5 protein-coding genes and 1 pseudogene are annotated in these 2,933 nt (G+C 72.2%); 4 read left to right on the top strand and 2 right to left on the bottom strand.

Annotated elements, in window-relative coordinates; translation table 11 throughout:
* The first annotated feature begins 173 nt into the window (after positions 1–173).
* Positions 174–545, top strand: coding sequence for a VOC family protein (locus tag AOJ26_RS38500; protein WP_053852991.1), 372 nt, complete (start codon positions 174–176; stop codon positions 543–545).
* Between the two features lie 6 nt (positions 546–551).
* On the opposite strand, the gene AOJ26_RS38495 is transcribed toward AOJ26_RS38500, so the two are convergent.
* A complete protein-coding gene (locus tag AOJ26_RS38495) occupies positions 552–854 on the bottom strand; it encodes a hypothetical protein (RefSeq protein WP_053852990.1) in 303 nt (100 codons plus the stop codon).
* Between the two features lie 155 nt (positions 855–1,009).
* Between AOJ26_RS38495 and AOJ26_RS38490 the strand changes: the two genes are divergently transcribed.
* The gene (locus AOJ26_RS38490; protein WP_053852989.1) at positions 1,010–1,435 is read left to right on the top strand and encodes an Hsp20/alpha crystallin family protein; all 426 of its coding nucleotides are present in this window, start codon (positions 1,010–1,012) and stop codon (positions 1,433–1,435) included.
* Positions 1,436–1,527: 92 nt separating this feature from the next.
* The gene (locus tag AOJ26_RS38485) at positions 1,528–1,962 is read left to right on the top strand and encodes a DUF2267 domain-containing protein (protein WP_053852988.1); all 435 of its coding nucleotides are present in this window, start codon (positions 1,528–1,530) and stop codon (positions 1,960–1,962) included.
* Positions 1,963–1,976: 14 nt separating this feature from the next.
* Here AOJ26_RS38485 and AOJ26_RS38480 read toward each other — a convergent pair whose 3' ends face one another.
* On the bottom strand, positions 1,977–2,357 hold the full coding sequence (locus AOJ26_RS38480) for a hypothetical protein (RefSeq protein ID WP_053852987.1): 381 nt from the start codon (positions 2,355–2,357) through the stop codon (positions 1,977–1,979).
* A 240-nt stretch (positions 2,358–2,597) separates the two neighbouring features.
* On the opposite strand from AOJ26_RS38480, the pseudogene AOJ26_RS38475 reads away from it, so the two are divergent.
* Positions 2,598–2,933 (top strand): annotated as a pseudogene (locus tag AOJ26_RS38475) (hypothetical protein); the annotation flags it as partial.

Below are 2,933 nucleotides of genomic sequence, written 5' to 3'. Positions count from 1 at the left end.
CCCCCCAGGGGCGCGGGGAACTGCGCGACCGGCCACGACGGACCCGCAGCTGCTCGACGACCCTTCGTAGGCCAGGGTTCGTACGTGGTCCGGGTGACTGCACCCACCCCAGGGGCGCGACCAGCCCCCACCGGCCCGCAGCGTTCTCTACGACATGAAGAAGGAGCCGTGCCGTGAGCATTCGCAGGATCATGCCTGACGTCCACGTCGAGTCCGCGGCGGCCCTGACCGCCAACCGGGACTTCTACGGCCTGCTCGGCTTCGAGGAGGTCATGGACATGGGGTGGGTGGTGACGATGGCCTCGCCCGCGAACCCGACCGCCCAGATCAGCTTCCTCACCGAGGAGCGCACCGCGCCCGTCGTCCCCGACCTGAGCGTCGAGGTCGAGGACGTCGACGCCGTGTACGCGCAGGTCGTGGCGTCGGGCGCGGAGGTCGTACGGGAGCTGCGGGACGAGGAGTGGGGCGTACGCCGCTTCTTCGTGCGGGACCCGAACGGCCGGGTCGTGAACGTACTGACCCACCGGGCCGGGGAAGACCGGTGAGACCCCTCAGGCGTTGCGGTCGGCCACCGCCCAGGACGCCAGGGCCACCGCGCCCGCCGCACTGAACACCGCGGGCCAGGCGCCCACCTTCCTGGCCAGCGGGTGGGACCCGGCGAAGGCGGCCACGTACGCGGCGGACAGTGCCCCGGCCGCCTTGCCGCCGGCCCGCTCTCGCCACTGCTGGGCCGCCGCGGCCCCGGCGAGGGCCAGTACCGCCCCGCCGAGCTGCCGCTTCCTCGTCCAGCGGGCCACGCCGTACCCGCCGACGAGACCGCCCGCCGCGAGCAGCGCGCTGGGAACCTTCGCCATGTCTGCCTCCTCCTGACGCTTGGGTCGAGGCTAACTCCGGACCCGGTCCGGCAACCGGACCTGAGTCGGGGCTTGTCAAGTTTCCTGGCTCCGAGCTATATAAGAAGGCGTAGGGCATCGCACCCGGACAGTCTGTGGAAAGGAGATGGACTGTGATGCTCATGCGTACCGACCCCTTCCGTGAGTTCGACCGCCTCACGCAGCAGGTTTTCGGTTCCACCGCCCGTCCCGCCGCGATGGCGATGGACGCGTACCGGTCGGGGGACGACTTCGTCGTCCACTTCGACCTCCCCGGCGTCGACCCCGAGACGATCGACCTGGACGTCGAACGCAACGTCCTGAACGTCCGCGCCGAGCGCCGCGTCCCCGCCCCCGAGGGCGCGGAGATGATCGTCGCGGAGCGCCCCACCGGCTCCTTCACCCGGCAGCTCTTCCTCGGCGACACCCTCGACACGGAACGCATCGACGCCTCCTACGACTCCGGCGTCCTCACCCTGCGCATCCCCGTGGCCGAACAGGCCAAGCCGCGCCGCATCCAGATCACGGGCGGCGACAGCGGCCGCAAGCAGATCAGCCGCTGACTGCGGCGGCCGAAGAACGTACAAGGCAGTCGCGCCCCCGCGGGCCCGGCCGGTCCGCCCGCGGGGCGCAACGACCCCCAGGAGACCCGTACATGAGCGCACTCAGCGCGGAACGAGCGACCAGAACGACACGGTGGAGCGACCTCGTCGACGCCGTGCGGGATGCCGGACAGTACGCGACCACGGCGGAGGCGGAAGAGGTCGTCCGCGTCGTCCTCTGCGCCCTCGGCGACCATGTCACCGGCGACGAACGTGTCGACCTCGCCCGGGCCCTGCCCGAGGAGGCCGCCAGGCTTGTCGCCTCCCGGATTCCGCTCAACAGGCCCTTGACGGCACCGGAGTTCGTGGACGCCGTGGCCGCCCGCATCGAGGGCGCTACGCCGGCGACGGCCCGCTGGGACGTCAGCTCGGTCCTGAGCGTGCTGCCGAGGCTGGTGGGCGACGAGCTCGTCGATCGGCTGCTCTCCCAACTGCCCTCCGGCTACGCGCTGTTGTTCGGCAAGGCGGAACTGGCCCCCGCGGCCTGAACCGCCCGCCGCACCTAGGGGTTCTCGCCCTCGCGTGCCCTGGCGCGCAGCCGCAGCTCCGTCGCGTAAGCGGCGGCTACGGCACAGCCGGTTGCGGCGAGGGCGGAGCCCAGGGCGACGGGATTGACGTACCCGGGGATCGCCTCGGCCGGGTAACTGCCGCCGCCCTTCAGCTCGCAGTCGAAGGAGAGGGGGAGGTAGCTCACCGAGTAGTCGATGACGTGGAAGGCCTGTTCGCTCCCACGGCACGGGGGCAGCGGGGCGGAACCCGTGCCGCCGTCCTCCGCCTCCAGGACCGCGCCGGCCAGGTGCAGCAACCCCCAGGCGTACACGGCGAGCACCACGAGTCCCGCCAGCGTGGCGCACCCCCGCAGGCGCCGATGCAAGGACGACATCCCGGCCTCCTGACCGCTCGTTCACGGGTCCGCCGAGTTCAGCAGTACGGAGGGTGAACGGCTGTGGCGGAGCCCACAGTTCCGGCAACAGGCCTGTCACGGACGGGAAGCGCGAAGCGGCTGGCGCGGAAGGCGCGGGCGGGCGACTCTTCACTCACGCACGCAACCGGGGTGAGGGGGAAGGGCCTTGCAGTACGAACGCACGCGGGCCGGCCGTGAACGACGCCGGCGCGGGGAATCATGAGCGGCGCCGGCGGCACCGGCCGCGCCCTCCTCTACCTCGACGTCGACGGGCCCCTCAACCCCTACGCCGCCCAGCCCGAACGCCGCCCCGAGGGCTACACCACCCACCGTATGAAGCCCGAGGGCTGGATCGCCCAGCACCCCGGCCTGCCCGCGTCCGCGGTACGGCCCCTGCGGGTCTGGCTCAACCCCGACCACGGACCCGCGCTGCTGGCCCTGACCGACCGCTACGACCTCGTCTGGGCGACCACGTGGCGCCAGGAGGCCAACACCTGCATCGCCCCCGTCCTCGGCCTCCCCGACCTCCCCGTCGTCGACTGGCCCACGCCCCCC

It is taken from the genome of Streptomyces sp. NRRL B-24085, from assembly GCF_001282115.1.
Classification (GTDB): domain Bacteria; phylum Actinomycetota; class Actinomycetes; order Streptomycetales; family Streptomycetaceae; genus Streptomyces.
This window is presented reverse-complemented; position numbering and strand designations above follow the sequence as displayed.

Excerpts from the sequence above, each read along its gene's own strand:
- AOJ26_RS38485 (WP_053852988.1), top strand. The coding sequence starts at position 1,528 with ATGAGCGCACTCAGCGCGGAACGAGCGACCAGAACGACACGGTGGAGC.
- AOJ26_RS38480 (WP_053852987.1), bottom strand. The coding sequence starts at position 2,357 with ATGTCGTCCTTGCATCGGCGCCTGCGGGGGTGCGCCACGCTGGCGGGA.
- AOJ26_RS38490 (WP_053852989.1), top strand. The coding sequence starts at position 1,010 with ATGCTCATGCGTACCGACCCCTTCCGTGAGTTCGACCGCCTCACGCAG.
- AOJ26_RS38495 (WP_053852990.1), bottom strand. The coding sequence starts at position 854 with ATGGCGAAGGTTCCCAGCGCGCTGCTCGCGGCGGGCGGTCTCGTCGGC.